The organism is Pseudomonas peli, assembly GCF_050563605.1.
GTDB lineage: Bacteria > Pseudomonadota > Gammaproteobacteria > Pseudomonadales > Pseudomonadaceae > Aquipseudomonas > Aquipseudomonas peli_A.
Window position 1 is genome coordinate 1 of sequence record NZ_JBNXUH010000263.1, and the last position, 266, is coordinate 266.

Genomic DNA, 266 nt, shown 5'->3' on the forward strand with positions numbered 1-266 from the left:
GCCTAACGCTCTGGATTACTGCGGCACCCTGGACTACCTGAATGCCCGCGCCGGCCTGCACGAGCGCCTGATTGCGAATAAGGTGCCGGTGGTGGAGGCGCGGCCTGGTGACGGTCTCGTATACACATCTTACATTGGCGACGACGATCANCCAGGTCCAGCGCTCTGGATTCCTGCGGCACCCTGGACTACCTGAATGCCCGCGCCGTCCTGCACGAGCGCCTGATTGCCAATAAGGTGCCGGTGCTGGATGCGCGGCCTAGTGA

General features: G+C 63.0%; 1 pseudogene. It reads left to right on the forward strand.

From position 1 onward, the window contains the following. Positions 1–162: 162 nt before the first annotated feature. Positions 163–266 (forward strand): annotated as a pseudogene (locus ACQ4LH_RS21685) (hypothetical protein); the annotation flags it as partial.